The organism is Romboutsia timonensis (genome assembly GCF_900106845.1).
Taxonomy (GTDB): Bacteria; Bacillota; Clostridia; order Peptostreptococcales; family Peptostreptococcaceae; genus Romboutsia; species Romboutsia timonensis.
In genome coordinates, this window is record NZ_LT629850.1 from 375,005 (window position 1) to 392,498 (window position 17,494).

Genomic DNA, 17,494 nt, shown 5'->3' on the forward strand with positions numbered 1-17,494 from the left:
AGGAGATGATAAAATGAGAGTACTATTTATGGGAACGCCTGATATAGCTACAGGGTGTTTGCAAAAACTGATAGATGAAAAATATGACATAATAGGTGTTGTAACTCAACCTGACAAGCCACAAAATAGAGGTAAAAAATTAGGTATGCCACCTGTTAAAGAATTAGCTTTAAAATATGATATACCAGTATATCAACCAATAAAAGCTAGAGATGAAGAATTTGTAGCAACTTTAAAAGAACTAAATCCAGATATAATAGTAGTAGTTGCATTTGGTCAAATACTTCCAAAGTCAATATTAGATATACCTAAATTTGGATGTATAAATGTTCACGTTTCATTATTGCCTAAGTATAGAGGAGCAGCTCCAATAAACTGGGTAATAATAAATGGAGAAGAAAAGACTGGAGTTACTACTATGTATATGGATGAAGGTCTAGATACTGGAGATATGATATTAACAGAAGAATTTGATTTAGATGATGAAATAACAGCAGGTGAACTTCATGACAAAATGAAAGATAGAGGAGCGGATGTTTTAATAGAGACATTAAAACAAATAGAAAAAGGAACTGCCCCTAGAATACCTCAAAATCATGAAGAGTTTACATATGCTCCAATGATGAATAAAGCCTTAGGAGAAATAAACTGGTCAAAATCAGCAAGAGAAATACATAATCTTGTAAGAGGTGTAAATCCATGGCCAAGTGCTTATACAACTTATGAAGGATCGACTATGAAGGTATGGAAAACTGAAGTTTTAAATGAAACTAGTGATAAAGAGCCAGGAACAATACTTAAGGTTGATAAAGATGGTATAAGAATAAGTACTAAGGATAATGTAGTTTTAGTTAAAGAAATTCAAATGCCAGGAAAGAAAAGAGTACTTGTATCTGAATATATAAAAGGAAATAATATAAACACTAATACAATATTAGGTTAGGTATGAATATGATAGATATCAAAAAATACATAACTACGATAGGGATATTAATAGCAATACTTATTTTAGGTACTGCTATTATAAATATATTTATATCTAGTTTAGTTAATATATTTGGATTATTAATTAATATTTTAGTATTAACTATAATAATAATTATAATTTTTTCAACAATAGTTACTTATAATATAATTAAAGATAAAAAAGTTAATTCTAGTTTAATGAAAATTAACTTAAAAATTGCAAACTTATTATTTAATCCAGTTATTTTTATAGCTTCATCTATAGGTATACCTAAAAATGAAATGAGAAAAATATATGTAAAGTTAAATAATAGCTATATATATAGCAACAAATATAATTTTAATTCTAAAGATATAATGATACTTATACCTCATTGTGTACAAAAAAATAGTTGTAAATTAAAAGTAACTAATAAAATAGAAAATTGTGCAAAATGTGGGTTATGCAATGTAAGTGATTTAGTTAAACTAAAAGAAAAAACAGGAATAAACATATTCATAGCTACAGGTGGAACATTAGCTAGAAAAGTAATTATAGAAAATAAACCTAAAGCTGTTATAGCTGTAGCTTGTGAAAGAGATTTAACATCTGGTATTCAAGATATGAAGCATATACCAGTGTTAGGTATATTTAATAAAAGGCCAAATGGTCCGTGTGTAGATACTTTTATAGATATACACGAAGTTGAAGATGCAATAAATTTCTTAACTAATAAAAAATAAATACTAAGGGAGAGTGGTTTTAATGCCATATTATGGTTACGGAGGTTATGGATATTATGGATGGGATCCTACATTTATAATCTTAGTTCCAGCTATACTTTTTACTATTTATGCTCAGTTTAAAGTAAGTTCTACAACTAGTAGATTTTTAAGAGTTAATACTCAAAGAGGATTTACAGGAGAACAAGTTGCAAGAAGAATATTAGAATCAAATGGATTATATGATGTTAGAATTGAAATGGTAAGAGGTCATTTAAGTGACCATTATGACCCAAGAAATAAGGTATTAAGACTATCACAGGATATATACTATGGAACATCAGTAACATCAGTAGCTGTTGCTGCTCATGAATGTGGCCATGCGATTCAACATGCTAAAGGATATGTGCCTCTAAATTTAAGAAGTAGTTTAGTTCCGGTAGTAAACTTTGCATCAAATATATCATGGCTTTTAATCGCGTTAGGATTTATTATGAGAGGTCCATTTTTAGAAATAGGTATACTTTTATTTTCAGCATCAGTTTTATTCCAAATAATAACTTTGCCTGTTGAGTTTAATGCTTCTAGTAGAGCATTAGTTCAGCTTGGAAATTTAGGTATTGTAGAAGGTAAAGAGTTAAACCAAAGTAGAAAAGTACTTACAGCAGCAGCATTAACATATGTTGCAGCGGCTTTAACATCAGTACTTCAATTACTTAGATTAGTAGCAATAGCTAACAGAGATAATGATTAAATGGAGATTGTCCTAGAGTTTCTAGGACTTTTTCTGTGTAAAATAGAAGGAGACAACATATGAAGGCAAGAGAGATAGCATTTAAAATTCTTTGCGATATAGAAGAGAATAACAATTATTCTAATATAGCAATAAATAAACATTTTAAAAATTTAAAAATATCAAATCAAGATAGAGGACTAGCTACAGAAATTGTATATGGAGTAGTTGAAAATAAATACTATTTAGACTATGTTATAAATAAACTTTCAAAGATAAAGACGCAAAAATTATCAATCTGTGTTAAAATATTACTAAGAATGGGGATTTATCAGATTGCGTTTTTAAATAGTATTTCGGATTACGCAGCTGTAAATGAAACTGTTAACTTAGTTAAGAAGTATGATAAAAGATCTAGTGGATTTGTAAATGCCATACTTAGAAATATTATAAGAAATAAAGATGAGATATTAAATGTAGATATAGAAAATGACGATATAATGTATCTATCTACTAAATATTCATATAGTCCTTGGATGATAAAAAACTTTATTAATAGTTTTGGAAAAGATTTTACAGAAGACTTAATAGAAGCTAATAATGAAAAGCCTAGTATATATTTAAGAACGAATACATTAAAGATTAGCAGAGATGAGCTTATAGAAAAATTAAAAGAAAATGGTTTAAAAGCTTATAAAGTATCTATCATAGATGAAGCTATAAGGGTTGAAAATCTTAAAGATATAGAAAATAATGAATTATTTAAAGAAGGATTATTTACTATACAAGATATAAGCTCTATGATGGCATCAAAGGTATTAAATCCTAAAGAAAATTCAAATGCATTAGATGTATGTAGTGCTCCTGGAGGAAAAACTACTCACATAGCAACACTTATGAACAATACTGGTAAGGTTATTTCTAGAGATGTATTTGAACATAAATTAAAACTTATAAATAATACGGTAAATAGATTAGGTCTTACAAACGTAGAAGTTCAAAACTTTGATGCATCAATTTTAGATGAAAATAGCGTAGATAAATTTGATTATGTTCTAGCTGATGTTCCTTGCTCAGGTCTGGGTATAATAAGAAGGAAGCCAGAAATAAAATATAAATCAAAGGCAGAAATAAAAGATTTACCAGTTTTACAAAGAAAGATTTTAGAAAATGCATCTAAGTATGTTAAGGTAGGTGGAAGTCTTTTATACAGTACATGTACTATATTAGATAGTGAAAATATAGAAGTAATAAATAATTTCTTAAAAGAAAATGACAACTTTGAATTAGTACCTATCGATGAAGTAAATGTAGATTTAGATAATCAAGAAAAAGGATACTTAAAAATATATCCTAATATTCACGGTATGGATGGATTCTTTATAGCAAAATTAAAAAGAGTAAGGTAGTGATAATATGAGTCAAAATAAAGTAGCATTAAAAAACTTTACAGAAGAAGAATTAAAAGAATTTGTAAAATCCATAGGGGAGCCAGCATTTAGAGGTTCTCAAATATATTCTTGGATATACAAAGGAGCAAAGACTTTTGATGATATGAAAAATATACCAAAGTCTTTAAGAGAAAAGCTTGAAGAAGTTTCGTTTATTGGAAATTTAAAAATAGAATTAAGCTTAAAATCTAAGGTAGATAAAACTAGAAAATATCTATTTGAATTAAATGATGGTAATATAATAGAATCTGTAATGATGGATTATGAAGATAGAGTTACTGTTTGTATATCAAATCAAGTTGGTTGTAGAATGGGATGTAGATTCTGTGCATCTACATTAGAAGGATTAATAAGGAATCTAGAACCATGGGAAATTATAGATCAAATACTTAAGATACAAGAAGATATAGGAAAGAGAGTTTCAAATTTAGTTTTAATGGGCAGTGGAGAACCATTAGATAATTTTGAAAATACTAAGAAGTTCTTAAGAATTGTTAATGATAAAAATGGTTTAAATATAGGCTATAGACACATAACATTATCTACATGTGGAATAGCTCCGAAGATGAGGGAATTAGCTGATTTAGAAATTCCTATTAACTTAGCACTTTCTCTTCATTCTCCGTATGATGAAAAAAGAAAAGAAATAATGCCTATAGCAAATGCTTATCCAATAAAAGATATATTAGATGCATGTAAATACTATATTAAAAAAACAAATAGAAGGGTCACTATAGAATACTCTTTAATAAAAGGTGTAAATGATTCGGAAAAAGAAGCACAAGAACTTATAAGATTATTAAAGGGAATGTTGTGTCATGTAAATTTAATTCCTGTTAATAATGTTGAAGAAAGAGATTTTAAAAGACCAGATAAATCTCATATATACAGATTTAGAGATATACTAGAAAAAAATAATATACCAGCTACAGTTAGAATATCTATGGGCTCAGATATAGGTGGAGCTTGTGGACAATTGAGAAGAAAACATAAGTAGCTTTAAGGGGGTATTTTTGTGATTTATAACTGTGCATCCCATATAGGTAAAGTCAGAAAAAATAACGAAGACTACTGTAAGGGTGAGATAATAGACACAGATTTTGGATCTGTTGGAATATTCGCATTAGCTGATGGAATGGGTGGACATAACAAAGGTGAAGTAGCAAGTAAACTAGCAGTAGAAAATATAATTGAGTTTCTTAAAGAAAATTTATTACAAAGTAGTAATATAAAGATTGATTATATTGATGATATTATTAAGCAAGCTTATCATAATGTTAATAATATAATATATGAAAAATCTATGAGCAGTTTAGAATTTGAAGGTATGGGAACTACACTTGTAATAGCAATTATATATAAAAATAATTTATATGTTGCTAACGTAGGAGATAGTAGATGTTATTTACTTAATGAAAATGGCTTTAATAAAATAACAATAGATCATTCAGTTGTTGAAGAACTTGTAAAAGCAAATATTATTACTGAAGAAGAAGCAAAAACACATCCAAGAAGGAACCATATAACTAGAGCTATAGGAACAGATGAAATGGTTATAGTAGATATATTTAAGAAGCAAATAGATGCAGGTAACAAGATATTATTAACAAGTGATGGATTAACTGGATTTGTAGATGATAATACTATAAAAGATACACTATTAAAAGATGAGGATGTAAATGATTTAACAAAAGAATTGATAAACGCTGCAAATGACGTTTCTGGAAGGGATAATATTTCAGTTATATTGATAGAAGAGAAATAGGATGGTGATAAAGTGGGAGAGACTGTTTTAGGAAACAGATATGAAATCATCAAAAAAATTGGTGATGGAGGTATGGCTTTTGTATATAAAGCTAAAGATATTTTATTAAATAGAATAGTTGCAGTTAAAGTATTAAGGCCAGAATTTGTAGATGATGATGAATTCTTAGGTAAATTTAAAAGGGAAGCAGAGGCAGTTGCAAGTCTTTCACACCCTAATATAGTAAACGTATATGATGTAGGAGAAGATGGAAAAGTTCATTATATAGTAATGGAATACATTGATGGGCAAAATTTAAAGGAAATAATAAAGAATGAAGGAACATTAGATGAATATACAGCCCTTGATATAACAAAGCAAATAGCTATGGCTCTTAGTGCAGCTCATAAAAAGGGTATAATTCATAGGGACATAAAGCCTCATAATATACTTATATCTAATGAAGGTAGAGTAGTTAAGGTTGCTGACTTTGGTATAGCAAAAGCTGTTTCAAACTCAACTATGACTAATATTGGTAGCATAATAGGCTCTGTACATTATTTTTCACCAGAACAAGCAAAGGGTAAATTTGTAAGTAATAATGCAGATCTTTATTCGTTAGGAATAGTTTTATATGAGATGATAATCGGAAAAGTTCCTTTTAGAGGAGATAGTCCAATATCTATAGCATTACAACATATAAACGATGAAATTGAATTTACCTCAGAAGAACAGATAAATATACCTCAAAGTGTTAGAACTATAATCAAGAAACTAACTGAAAAATCTAGTGTTGATAGATATCAAAGTGCTGAGGAAGTTATAGAAGATATAGAGTATATAGAAAAGAACATAGATTTAGATTTTATAAAAGAGTATGATAACTATGTTACGAAAAATATAGATATTAAAGATTTAAATAAACAGATAAATATAGAAAAAAATAGACATGATGAAGAAGTCGTTTATGATGATGAAGACGATGATGATTACTATGAAGAAGAAAAGCCTAAGTATAAAAAGAAGCAAAAAAATAAAAAATCGCCTAACAAGAGTAGAAAAAGATTAAAGATAGCTTTAGCTATATTAATTTTAATTTTAGTTACTCAAATATTTATATTTGCTAAATTCTTTTTAGGTGGACCAGGGAATAAAGAAGGTCAGATAAGTGCACCAGATTTATACAATTTAACATTAGATGAAGCTCAAAGAAGTCTTGATAAGCTAAATCTAAATATAAGAGTTAATATAGAAGATGAATATAGTAATGAAGTTGAGAAAGGTAAAATAATATCTCAACAACCTATGTCAGGTGCTACTCTTCAAGAGGGTGATACAGTAACTTTAGTATTGAGTAAAGGTCCTATGAAAGGATATATACCTAATGTAGTAGGACTTACTTTAGGAGAAGCTGAAAATATTCTAAAAGAAAATAAGCTGTCTTTAGGTAATATAAAGTATGAATATAGTGATACATATAATAATGGAATCGTTATAGCTCAAGATCCTAAGTCAGGCAGTGAAAGTAACCAGGAGTGGGGAACTGTAAATGTAGTTGTTAGTAAAGGTAAGAAAGAAGAAGTAGTTCAACCGCCAGAAGAAGATGATGAAGAGGAAGAAGTTCAACCACCAAATGTAGCTCCTATTAATCCAGGTAGCCCTAATAGTGGAAATCAAAATGGAAGCAACGATAATCAATCACAGGATTCAAATACTGGGGGAAATGATAATCAACCAGGACAAGGAAATGGTGAACAAGACACAGAAATTGATGCAGGAGGAACAATAGAACCTCCACAAGCCGAAGTCCCTCAATCACAAGAGAATTAATTAAAAATAGTAAAATCTAAATATTTAGATTTTACTATTTTTTTACTAAAATACCGAACTAAAAGTTATATTTAAGGATAATATACTATTAGTAATATGAATTATTAATTAAATTTTATATAAATTTTAAAAAGTTATTAGGATATTGTTTAAAAATAGGATAAAATAGTTATATTAGTTAAAATTTTAAGGAGGCAATTAATGATAAATGGAAAAATTATAAAAGGAATAGGGGGATTTTACTACGTAGATACAGAAAAAGGGCTTTATGAATGTAGAGCTAGAGGGATATTTAGAAAAAATAAAATAACGCCTTTAGTTGGAGATAGAGTTAGTATAAGTGTAGTTGATGAAGAAAACAAAAAAGGTGTTGTAGAGGAAATTGAAAAAAGAGATACAGAACTTGTAAGACCACCTATAGCAAATGTAGATAAGGCTTTAATAGTATTTGCTATAAAAAATCCAGCACCAAATTTATCACTATTAGATAGATTTATAGTTTTAGCAGAAAAAGAAAATTTAGAAATAGTTATAGTATTTACTAAAGTTGATTTAGATGCTGATGGTGAACTTTTAGAGGAATTAAAAAGTATATATGAAGTAAGTGGATATAAGGTAATACCTGTTAGCAATAAACTTAAATTAAATATAGATAAAATAAAAGAAGAGTTAAAAGAAAATACTGTTGTTTTTGCTGGGCCATCTGGCGTAGGAAAATCTAGCTTATTAAATGAAGTAGATAAAAATTTTGAATTAAAAACTGGAGAAGTTAGTGATAAAATAAAAAGAGGTAAGCACACTACTCGCCATGCAGAGCTTTTAAAATTAGAGTGTGGAGGAATGGTTGCAGATACTCCTGGATTTAGTTCATTAACACTTGATGATATAGATGAAAGTGAATTAAAAGAATACTTTATAGAATTTGATAAGCACGATGATTGTAGATTTGGATCTAGATGTATTCATGAAAATGAACCAAGTTGTGCAGTAAAAGAAGCAGTAGAGAATGGGGAAATATCTAAAAAAAGATATGAAAGCTATATTCAATTATTAAACGAAATAAGATCAGGGAAGAGGAGATATTAAAATGATTAAATTAGCACCATCGATATTATCGGCAGATTTTGCAAGATTATTAGAAGATGTTAAAAAAGTAGAAAATGCAGGATGTGAATATTTACATATTGATGTTATGGATGGACATTTTGTTCCAAATATAACATTAGGACCTAACGTAGTTAAATCTTTAAGAAAAGATGTAGATATGGTATTTGATGCTCATCTTATGATAGAAAATCCAGACCAATATATAAAAGAATTTGTTGATGCAGGGTGTGATATAATAGTAGTTCATCAAGAAGCTTGTAGACACTTACATAGAACTATACAAAACATAAAATCATATGGAATAAAGGCTGGGGTTTCATTAAATCCTGCGACTCCAATAGAAACTATAAAACATATAATAAGAGATGTTGATATGGTACTTATTATGACTGTGAATCCTGGTTTTGGAGGTCAATCATTTATAGAAAGTATGATACCTAAAATAGAAGAATTAAAAATGCTTATAGATAGTGAAGGTTTAAATATAGACATACAAGTAGATGGTGGAATAAAACCTGACAATGTAGACAAAGTGGTAAGAGCTGGAGCAAACGTAATAGTGGCTGGATCTGCAATATTCAATAGTGATGACATAAAATCTACAGTAGATTTATTTAGAAAAAATGCATTTGCGGTGAAGTAGATATATGAAAATTTGTATTATATTAAATGGTGAAATTAAAAATTACGATTATATAAATAGCGTAGTAGTAACAGGTAGTTATGATTATATAATATGTTCAGATGGAGGCGCAAATCACGCTTATAGTATGAATATAGTACCAGATTATATAATAGGGGACCTAGATTCTGTAAATGAAAATATTATTGAGTACTATAAAAGTAAAAAAGTTAAATTTGAGAAATTTCCTACTAAAAAAGATGAAACAGATACAGAGTTGTGTATAGAGCTTTCAGATAAATTAAAAGCGAAAGAGATACATTTGATAGGAGTTCTAGGAGGAAGAATAGATCATACTATTGCAAATATAAACCTTCTTTATTATATAAGAAAAAGAGGTATTACACCTAAGATAATTTCTGATAAAGAAGAAATATATATAGCTATGGATGAAGAAATAACTATATATGGAGAAATAGGAGATATAATATCTATATTACCTATAAAAAATGATGCAAAGGGAGTAACTTTAAATAATTTAGAATATCCACTAGAAGATTATGATATGGAGTTTTCTAGACCATTAGGTATATCTAATGTTATGACTGATGTTAATTGTAGTATAAAAGTAAAAGAAGGAAGTCTGATTATAATAAAGAATATATAAAAGGTGGCTATTGCCATCTTTTTTTATATAAACTATTGAATAAATTAAATGAAGGATGTATGCAATTTAGGTTGTATATTTATAAAATTAATAAATGGGGGTATATTATGGAAAATAAGATTGCAGTTATATATAAATCTAAATATGGAGCCACAAAACGTTATGCTGGATGGATAGCATTAAAGCTAGATGCAGATTTATATGAAGTATCAGATATTAGGAGGAAAGATTTAAAGGCTTATGATACCATAATTTATGGAGGGCCATTATATATTGGAAAAATAAAAGGGATAAAATTTATAATAAATAACTATGAATATATAAAAGATAAAAAATTATCTGTATTTATGGTAGGTATGAGAGAATTTGATGAGGACTATATAAATTCTATTTTAGAAGATAATATACCTAAGCAAGTTATTAATAATATAAAAACATTTTATTTTAGGGGGAAAATGAATTATCAAGAGTTAAGTCTTAAGGATAAAATTTTAATGACTGGATTGAGAGTAAGTATATCAAATAAGAAACAATCAGATATATCTAATGATGAGAAAATGATTTTAGAAGTGATAGATAAGCCTATAGACTATATAGATAAAAAGTCTATAGATATATTGTTAAATAATGTATCTAGCAATGGTTAAGGATTATAAGATGTATGTATTACATCTTATTTTTTTACCTATAAAGAGAATTATTATGGATATGATATGTACCAAAGTAAGAATAATATATTGAATTAAAATAAGGATAAATCTTTAAGGAAGTGATTTAGCAGTATAGGAAGCAAGGATATATCGTTTTTGATATGAGTGAAGCGAAAATTTTTATTTAAATTATAGGACAGGTCTAATTATATAACATTTCGCATAAATTTAAATATAGAATGTAACTAGGAGATTAAATACATACTGGAGGTATTTATGAAAAATAGCAGCTTAAGAAGGTTATTTGGGATTCTATGCTTTTCTGTAGGTTTAGCTATAATACTATCTATGATATTACCTAACTGGATATGGACGTCTCTTATAGCATTTACCCTTATGGGATGCGGGGTTTTATTCTTTTTATACTAGTTATAAGGTTTTATAAATATAATATTAATATATGCATTAAAGAATCCTATATAAGTTAAATTCTATCGATAATAGAATGAATCTAAAATTAAATGTTAAAAAAGTAGGGGGGAGTACTTTATGAAGATGGTTACAATAAAATTGCCAAAATGGCTTTCTAATATAGTTTTAAGATTCATGAAAAGTTCTAAAAAAGGATAAAAGAAAAGCCTACTATTTAGTAGGCTTTTAAAAAGAACATATTAAGCTCTTTCTATTTTTCCAGAACGTAAACATCTAGTACAAACCTTAACTCTCTTAGGAGTACCATCTATTATAGCTCTAACGCTTCTTAAGTTAGCAGACCAAGTTCTTCTGCTGTGTCTATTTGAGTGTGATACTTGGTTTCCAGAAACCTTTCCTTTACCACATACGCTACATACCTTTGCCATTTACGTACACCTCCTTAAAATGATAACTATATTTAAAGACTAAAAACATATTTATATTAACATAAATATTAAAAACGTGCAACAGAAATATATATTTGCTTTACACATATTGAAGAATTTGTTGTTATCATATAAAATTATATATATAATTCTGTATAAAGTAAATATTAAAAAAAGAAATACTAAATTTTTTCTTTTTTTATATCCAAATTTTTATAATTTAAACTATAATAAATTTGGGTAGATTTAAATTATAACATATTTATAATATTATAGGATATACAAATTTGCATAATACTATAAATATATATAATATTAATTACACAGAAAAGTTAAATTAAAAAATAAATAAACTTAAGGGGGTCAACCATGAGTGCAAAAATAGTTAATCAATATGGAAGTATAGAAATAGATAAACAAGTTATATCACAAGTTGCGTATAGAGCAGCAATGGAAAGTTACGGACTAGTAGGATTAGGATATAAGTCTAAAGGTATAGTAGAACTATTAAAAGGTGAAAATGCTTTTAAAGGAGTAGTAGTCGAAGAATTAGAAGATAATACTATATCTATAGAATTATATGTTATATTACAATATGGGACAAATATATCAACAGTTGCTAACAACATAATAGATAGAGTAAAATATACAGTTGAGAAGATTACATCAATAAATGTAAGTAAGATAGATATAAACGTGCAAGGTATAAGAGTTAAGTAATTAGGAGGAAAAATATGATTCAATATATAGAAGGTAAGATGTTAAGAGATATGTTTGTATCAGGTGCAAACAATCTTCAAAATCATAAAGAATTAGTAGATAAGCTAAATGTATTCCCTGTTCCAGATGGAGATACAGGTACTAACATGTCGCTTACTATATCTTATGCTATGAAAGAATTAGCTAAAGTTGAAAATGATAGTATAACAGAGATAGGAAAGTCTTTATCAAAAGGTTCTTTAATGGGAGCTAGAGGTAACTCAGGAGTTATATTATCTCAAATAATAAGAGGATTCTCAAAGTCTATAGAAGGTAAAGAGCAAATAAGTACTGAAGATTTAGCGAAGGCTTTTAAAAATGGATCTGACACAGCTTATAAGGCTGTTATAAAGCCAATAGAAGGAACAATATTAACAGTAGTAAGAGAAAGTGGAGAGTACGCTATAAAAGCAGCTAAAAAAGAAAAAGATTTATTAAAGTTCTTAGAAATGGTTATAGATGAAGCTAATAAATCTTTAGAAAGAACTCCGGAACTACTTAAGAATTTAAAAGAGGCTGGTGTTGTAGACTCTGGAGGTAAAGGATTAGTTCTTATATATGAAGGAATGTATGAAGCATTAAAGGGGAACCCTATAAAAGCAAAAGACTTAAATGATTCTAATGTTTCTGAAGTTAAACAAGCTGGAACTTCTATAAATACAGAAGATATAAAATTCTGTTATTGTACAGAGTTTATACTAGAAAGTAACTCTATAAGTGATACTGAAATAAGAGATATAATGTTAAAGTACGGAGATAGTTTAGCAGTTGTTGGTGATGAAGGTATAATAAAAGTACATGTTCATACAAATGATCCAGGTCTTGTACTTCAAGATGCTTTAAAACACGGTCAATTAGTAACAATAAAAATAGAAAATATGAAACTTCAACATGAAAATACATTAGTAGGTGATACTGATGAAATAGCTCAATCAGTAGAAGAAAAAGAATATGGATTCATAGCAACATCTATGGGAGAAGGTCTTGCAAAAATATTTAAAGACTTTGGAGTTGACTATATAATTGAAGGTGGTCAAACTATGAACCCAAGTACAGAAGATTTTATGAAAGCTATAGACAGTATAAATGCTAAAAATATATTCATATTCCCAAATAACAGTAATATAATAATGGCAGCAAACCAAGCTAAAGAATTAAGTGATAAGAATATAATTGTAATACCAACTAAAAATACTCCACAAGGATTTACAGCTTTAGTTAACTTTAATGCCGATGCTAGTGTAGAAGAAAATGAACAAGCTCTTATGGAATCTTTAACTATGGTTAAATCAGGTCAAGTAACATTTGCAGTTAGAGACACTGTTATGAATGATGTTGAAGTTAAAGAAGGTAACATAATAGGTATAGCAGAAAGTAAACTTATGGATGCTGGAGATAGCGTAGATGAAATAACTACATCTTTAGTAGAAAAATTAGTTGATGAAGATAGTGCTATAATCACATTATTCTATGGTGAAGATGTAACTGAGGAAGATGCAAATAATCTTCGTGATGAATTAGAAGAAAAGTTTGAAGACCTAGATATAGAATTATATTACGGTGGTCAACCTCTTTACTATTACTTAATATCAGTTGAATAATTATCTAAGTAACGAACATATTTTAGTTCGTAGGATAGATTAATAAAGTTAATTTTTAAAGTCCTGTATAATAATATTATTTGTACAGGGCTTTATTTATAGGTGATAAAAATGATTGATTTAGAGAAAGACATACAATATGTAAAAGGTATAGGTCCTAAAAAAGCATATAAGCTTAATAAGTTAGGAATTTTTACATTAAAAGATTTATTATTTTATTTTCCAAGACAATTTGAGGATAGAAATAATTTAAAAAAGATAGCGCAGTTACAAAATGATGAAAAAGCTACTATAAAAGCTGTAATAGTATCGGTAAATACAACAAATCCTAAAAAAGGAATGACACTTACTAAAATAGATATAAAAGATGAAACAGGATATGCAAAACTTGCATTCTTTAATCAACCACATATAAAAAATTTATATAAATGTGGAGATACTGTATTAGTATTTGGTAAAGTTAAAAAAGAATTTAAAACTATAGAGTTAAGTTCTTGTGAGATAGAACATCTTACAAATGCTCCTAAAAGTACATGTAAAGTTATGCCTATATATCCATTGACTTATGGAGTAACTAACAAAGAAATAATAAGTATTATAAAGTCTGTTTTAAATAATGAAGAACTAAGAATAAAAGAATATTTACCTCAGAGAATAATAGAAAAGTATAAGTTATGTAGTATAGATTATGCTATAAGAAATATTCATAATCCTACTAGTAAAGAAGCATTAAAAATAGCTTTATATAGAATTGTATTTGAAGAATTTCTAATTCTTCAGTTAGGTTTATTTATGTTTAAAAATGGGACGACCGAGGTTGAGGGTATAAAATTTAATAGAGATGAGAATTTAGACAATATATTAAAGGCACTACCATTTAAACTTACTAATGCTCAAAATAGAGCCCTAAATGAAATAATAGAGGACATGCAATCTAATAAGGTTATGAATAGATTAGTACAAGGGGATGTAGGTTCTGGAAAAACTGTAGTAGCCCTTTTGGCACTAGCAAATTGTGTTTTAAATGGATATCAAGGTGCATTAATGGCACCAACAGAGATACTAGCAGAGCAACATTATATATCATTATCTGAAACGTTAAAGCCATTTGGTATGGAAATTGAATTATTAGTTGGAAGTCTTACTAAAAAACAAAAGGAGAAAGTTTTAGAAAGAGTAAAGAATAAAGAAATTGATATATTAATAGGAACACATGCATTAATAGAAGATAAAGTAGAATTTAATAATCTAGGTATAGTTATAACAGACGAACAGCATAGATTTGGTGTAAGACAAAGAAGTAAGCTTTCAGAAAAAGGTATAAATCCAGATATACTAGTAATGACTGCAACACCAATACCAAGAACATTGGCGCTTATACTTTATGGAGATTTGGATATATCTATAATAGATGAGCTTCCTCCAGGGAGACAGCCAATAGAAACACTAGCTGTAGATAAAGGAAAAAGAGATAAAGCTTACAACTCTTTAGTAAGAAGAGAGGTTGAAAAGGGTAGACAAGTATATATAGTATGTCCATTAGTTGAAGAAAGTGAAGCTATAGAAGCAAAAGCTGCCACTGAACTAGTAGAAGAATTAAAGTTGGAGTATTTTAGTGACCTGAGAGTAGGTCTTTTACATGGAAAAATGAAGGCTAGTGAAAAAGATGAAATAATGAAAAGTTTCAAAAATAAAGAAATAGACATATTAGTATCAACAACAGTTATAGAAGTAGGAGTAAATGTTCCAAATGCAACATTAATGATAATAGAAAATGCTGAAAGATTTGGACTTGCTCAACTTCACCAATTAAGAGGGCGTGTAGGTAGAGGAAGTCATAAGTCTTATTGTATTTTAATATATGCATCAAAGAGTGACGTTTGTAGACAAAGAATGTCTATAATGGAAGAAACGAATGATGGCTTTAAAATATCAGAAAAAGATTTAGAAATAAGAGGACCAGGGGAATTTTTTGGAACTAGACAACATGGACTTCCGGAACTTAAAGTTGCTAATATATTTAAGCATATGAAGATATTAAAGCTAGCTCAACAAGAGGCTAGATATATTATAGGATTAGATTATAAATTACAAAATAATGAGAATAAGATGCTGAAAAGAGAGATTATGACAAAATTTGAACATTCTATTAAAGAAATTTCATTAAATTAATTAAAATTATGTTAAAATATACAAAGAGGTGAAGTTTGTTGAGAGTAATATCAGGAAAAGTGAGAGGGCTAAAATTAGATACTCCCAAAAATGAAGATGTAAGACCTACTACAGATAGAGTTAAAGAGTCTTTATTTAATATAATAAATCCATATATAATAGATAGTAATGTATTAGACTTATTTGCAGGTACTGGTTCACTAGGGATAGAATGCTTATCTAGAGGTGCATTATCTGCTATATTTGTAGATGTTAGTAAAGAAAGTATAAATATAGTAAAATCTAATATAAAGAAAGCTCGTGTAGAAAATGAAAGTACTATTTTAAATTTAGACTTTAAAAATGCAATAGACAGATTAAAGATTCAAAATAAAAAATTTGATATAATTTTTATGGATCCTCCATACTATAAGAATATGTTTATAGATGCTCTTTCAAGTATAGACGAAGCAGATTTATTATGTGATGATGGGATAATAGTTGTTGAACATGATACAAAAGATAAATTTGTAGATAAAATAGGCAGACTAGAAAAAACTAGAGATAAAAAATATGGAAATACAACTTTGACATTTTATAAGCTGGAGGAATAAAATGAAAAGTAAAAAAAGAAAAGCTATATTTGCAGGAAGTTTTGATCCTATTACAAATGGTCATTTGGATATAATTTGTAGAGCATCAAAACTATTTGATGAATTACAAATAGGTGTACTTTATAACCCAAATAAAAAAGGTTTATTTAGTTTTGATGAAAGAGTAGAATTAATTAAATCTTGTACAAAGCACCTAAAAAATATAAAAGTAGTTAGTTTTGATGGACTTTTAGTAAATTATTGTCAAGATCATGGGATAGGTACTTTAATAAGAGGTGTGAGAACAGGCGCAGATATAGAGTATGAACTACAGATGGCTCATATGAATAGAGAGCTAAATTCAAATATAGAGACTATTATGCTACCTACAAAAACAGAATATTCATTTATAAGTTCATCACTAATAAAAGAAGTATTAACAGTTGGCGGAGATGTTAAAAATTTAGTGCCAAAAAATGTTTTAGATGAACTAGAAAGAAAAACTAATGGGGGGAACGAAAAATGTATGTAGATTTAGAAGTTATGGATAGATTTGAAGAATTAGAATGTATAATAAGCAATGCTTCTTCAATACCATTTTCACATAAGAGTGGTATTGATAAGGAAGAAGTATTAGAATTAATAAATAATATAAAAGCATCATTACCAGAAGAATTAAAACAAGCACATTGGGTTAATCAAGAAAGACATAAAATAATAAATGATTCTAAACAAGAAGCTCTTGAAATAGTTGAACAAGCTAAAAAAGAAGCTGAAAGAATAAAGGAAGAATATGAAAATAATATAGAAGAATTAAAGAAAAATTCTCAAGAAATATTAGATGCATATTTAGAAGCTAGTGAGCCAGTTGTTAAGGCTGAAGAAAAAGCAAATGAAATGATTTCAAGAGCTGAACTTCTTGCGAAAGAAATAAGACTTGGATCAATAGAATATGCAGAGGATGTATTAACTACTGTAGAGCATAACTTAAAAAGTATATTACAAGAGGTTGAAAGAAATAGAATTGAACTAAATCCTGGAAAATAAAAGAAAGCTAA

The 17,494-nt window shown here is 28.0% G+C and carries 19 protein-coding genes; 18 read left to right on the forward strand and 1 reads right to left on the reverse strand.

Features of this window, described 5'->3' with window-relative positions; all coding sequences use genetic code 11:
* Positions 1-13: 13 nt before the first annotated feature.
* From fmt to BN7997_RS04440, 12 genes are all read left to right on the forward strand, one after another.
* A complete protein-coding gene (fmt, locus tag BN7997_RS04385; RefSeq protein ID WP_071119649.1) occupies positions 14-943 on the forward strand; it encodes a methionyl-tRNA formyltransferase in 930 nt (309 codons plus the stop codon).
* Between the two features lie 8 nt (positions 944-951).
* Complete coding sequence (locus BN7997_RS04390; protein WP_071121355.1) at positions 952-1,689, forward strand: DUF116 domain-containing protein; 738 nt, start codon at positions 952-954, stop codon at positions 1,687-1,689.
* 22 nt (positions 1,690-1,711) lie between these two features.
* Complete coding sequence (locus tag BN7997_RS04395; protein WP_071119650.1) at positions 1,712-2,422, forward strand: zinc metallopeptidase; 711 nt, start codon at positions 1,712-1,714, stop codon at positions 2,420-2,422.
* Positions 2,423-2,481: 59 nt separating this feature from the next.
* Positions 2,482-3,810 carry a 16S rRNA (cytosine(967)-C(5))-methyltransferase RsmB gene (gene rsmB, locus BN7997_RS04400; protein ID WP_071119651.1) on the forward strand — a complete coding sequence of 443 codons (1,329 nt, stop codon included), beginning with the start codon at positions 2,482-2,484 and terminating at the stop codon, positions 3,808-3,810.
* 7 nt (positions 3,811-3,817) lie between these two features.
* Entirely contained in the window at positions 3,818-4,849 is a 1,032-nt protein-coding gene (rlmN, locus tag BN7997_RS04405; protein ID WP_071119652.1) for a dual-specificity RNA methyltransferase RlmN, read from the forward strand.
* Between the two features lie 18 nt (positions 4,850-4,867).
* Positions 4,868-5,617, forward strand: coding sequence for a Stp1/IreP family PP2C-type Ser/Thr phosphatase (locus BN7997_RS04410; RefSeq protein WP_071119653.1), 750 nt, complete (start codon positions 4,868-4,870; stop codon positions 5,615-5,617).
* 12 nt (positions 5,618-5,629) lie between these two features.
* Complete coding sequence (gene pknB, locus BN7997_RS04415) at positions 5,630-7,426, forward strand: Stk1 family PASTA domain-containing Ser/Thr kinase (protein WP_071119654.1); 1,797 nt, start codon at positions 5,630-5,632, stop codon at positions 7,424-7,426.
* Positions 7,427-7,627: 201 nt separating this feature from the next.
* Entirely contained in the window at positions 7,628-8,512 is an 885-nt protein-coding gene (gene rsgA / locus BN7997_RS04420; RefSeq protein ID WP_071119655.1) for a ribosome small subunit-dependent GTPase A, read from the forward strand.
* Between the two features lies 1 nt (position 8,513).
* Positions 8,514-9,176 (forward strand): ribulose-phosphate 3-epimerase, encoded by a 663-nt coding sequence (gene rpe, locus BN7997_RS04425; protein WP_071119656.1) that lies wholly within the window; start codon positions 8,514-8,516, stop codon positions 9,174-9,176.
* Between the two features lie 4 nt (positions 9,177-9,180).
* Positions 9,181-9,822 (forward strand): thiamine diphosphokinase, encoded by a 642-nt coding sequence (locus BN7997_RS04430; protein WP_071119657.1) that lies wholly within the window; start codon positions 9,181-9,183, stop codon positions 9,820-9,822.
* Positions 9,823-9,929: 107 nt separating this feature from the next.
* On the forward strand, positions 9,930-10,469 hold the full coding sequence (locus BN7997_RS04435) for a flavodoxin domain-containing protein (protein WP_071119658.1): 540 nt from the start codon (positions 9,930-9,932) through the stop codon (positions 10,467-10,469).
* Between the two features lie 279 nt (positions 10,470-10,748).
* A complete protein-coding gene (locus tag BN7997_RS04440; protein ID WP_071119659.1) occupies positions 10,749-10,901 on the forward strand; it encodes a 2-oxoglutarate translocator in 153 nt (50 codons plus the stop codon).
* Between the two features lie 242 nt (positions 10,902-11,143).
* On the opposite strand, the gene rpmB is transcribed toward BN7997_RS04440, so the two are convergent.
* Positions 11,144-11,332, reverse strand: coding sequence for a 50S ribosomal protein L28 (gene rpmB, locus BN7997_RS04445; protein ID WP_071119660.1), 189 nt, complete (start codon positions 11,330-11,332; stop codon positions 11,144-11,146).
* Between the two features lie 369 nt (positions 11,333-11,701).
* Between rpmB and BN7997_RS04450 the strand changes: the two genes are divergently transcribed.
* The 6 genes from BN7997_RS04450 (at position 11,702) to BN7997_RS04475 (ending at position 17,483) form a co-directional block, all read left to right on the forward strand.
* Positions 11,702-12,052 (forward strand): Asp23/Gls24 family envelope stress response protein, encoded by a 351-nt coding sequence (locus BN7997_RS04450; RefSeq protein ID WP_071119661.1) that lies wholly within the window; start codon positions 11,702-11,704, stop codon positions 12,050-12,052.
* Between the two features lie 14 nt (positions 12,053-12,066).
* A complete protein-coding gene (locus BN7997_RS04455; protein WP_071119662.1) occupies positions 12,067-13,692 on the forward strand; it encodes a DAK2 domain-containing protein in 1,626 nt (541 codons plus the stop codon).
* Between the two features lie 111 nt (positions 13,693-13,803).
* Entirely contained in the window at positions 13,804-15,864 is a 2,061-nt protein-coding gene (gene recG, locus BN7997_RS04460) for an ATP-dependent DNA helicase RecG (protein ID WP_071119663.1), read from the forward strand.
* A 38-nt stretch (positions 15,865-15,902) separates the two neighbouring features.
* Entirely contained in the window at positions 15,903-16,457 is a 555-nt protein-coding gene (rsmD, locus tag BN7997_RS04465) for a 16S rRNA (guanine(966)-N(2))-methyltransferase RsmD (protein WP_071119664.1), read from the forward strand.
* Between the two features lies 1 nt (position 16,458).
* The gene (gene coaD / locus BN7997_RS04470; protein WP_071119665.1) at positions 16,459-16,968 is read left to right on the forward strand and encodes a pantetheine-phosphate adenylyltransferase; all 510 of its coding nucleotides are present in this window, start codon (positions 16,459-16,461) and stop codon (positions 16,966-16,968) included.
* Positions 16,959-17,483 carry a hypothetical protein gene (locus tag BN7997_RS04475; protein WP_071119666.1) on the forward strand — a complete coding sequence of 175 codons (525 nt, stop codon included), beginning with the start codon at positions 16,959-16,961 and terminating at the stop codon, positions 17,481-17,483. The genes coaD and BN7997_RS04475 overlap by 10 nt, the downstream gene beginning before the upstream one ends.
* Positions 17,484-17,494 lie beyond the last annotated feature (11 nt).